The sequence below is a fragment of the Candidatus Phytoplasma bonamiae genome (genome assembly GCF_030586845.1).
Classification (GTDB): Bacteria; Bacillota_I; Bacilli_A; order Acholeplasmatales; family Acholeplasmataceae; genus Phytoplasma; species Phytoplasma bonamiae.
Map to the genome: position 1 here is coordinate 1 of NZ_JAOSIQ010000059.1, position 1,039 is coordinate 1,039.

A 1,039-nucleotide genomic window follows, 5' to 3' on the forward strand; every position below is an offset into this window, starting at 1 on the left:
TTAACATTTTAGCAATATCATTATTTTTATAAATAGGTTGATAATTTTCCTTAACATTTCCATAAGGAATCCTGTAACTGAAACGGATAATTTTAAATTCTGCTTGACTTAAGGTTTTTTTTAATTTGTTTAACCAGATTTCGTGATTAACTTGTTTCAACCAAACTTGATGGGGATTGTAAGTGGACAGAGTTAAAGGATAATAAGCATTTTCTTGAAAACTGAACATAGCAGAACCATTAAATTTTACGGATAGTTTCAGAGATCGCTTTTTGAATATGTGGTGGTCGCGCATAAGCGAGAAAATCATAACCTAAATCTTGATAATAATCGAGAGCTTTCATTAAACCTAACAATTCCTTCTTGAAATAAATCTTCCTTAGTTAAAACGCGAGGATAATAGTTAAATTTTTGCACTATTTTATTAACCAATTGATAATGAAGTACAATTAATTAAGAACGTACCTGCATATTTTTTTTATTTTTTAAACAAAGTAAAAATAAAGCTTTTCTTTCCATATTATCCCTTTGCCAAAATAAATTAGAAAAGATAAGCATAAGAAATCTTTTTTTATTTCTTTTAAAAAACAAAAAAAGATCAACTAAGAAAGTTGATCTTGAACATGATTAACAGATTTTATTAATTGTAATACTTTTGGGGTGCAGTGCGCAAAATCTCACCCTTGCTTCTTTATCATAAATTTATTTTTATTTAATTATTCCTAAATCAAATCATTACGTAAAATGTCTATTGTTAAATTAAAGGCTTAAATAATGACATTAATATGATCAAGTTGTTGTAATTTTTATTAACTGATCAAAATTAATTGTTTAATTTAGTTTTATTATTAATTATTATCTTAATGTTTATTTTTCATTTTTTATATTTTATCAATTCTATAAGTAAATATTGTTTTAGTTGTTATGTTGTTAATATGATTTAATTTTTGTTGTTAACTAATATATAAATAATTATAAACCAATATTTTCTTTCGAAAATATAGAACTATTTATCAGCTAAAAAGTTATTTAACAAAAA

At 23.5% G+C, this 1,039-nt stretch carries 1 pseudogene; it reads right to left on the reverse strand.

The annotated features are described in order from the left end of the window. Positions 1 to 229, reverse strand: a pseudogene (locus tag OC701_RS02655) (sigma-70 family RNA polymerase sigma factor); the annotation flags it as partial. Between the last annotated feature and the right edge of the window lie 810 nt (positions 230 to 1,039).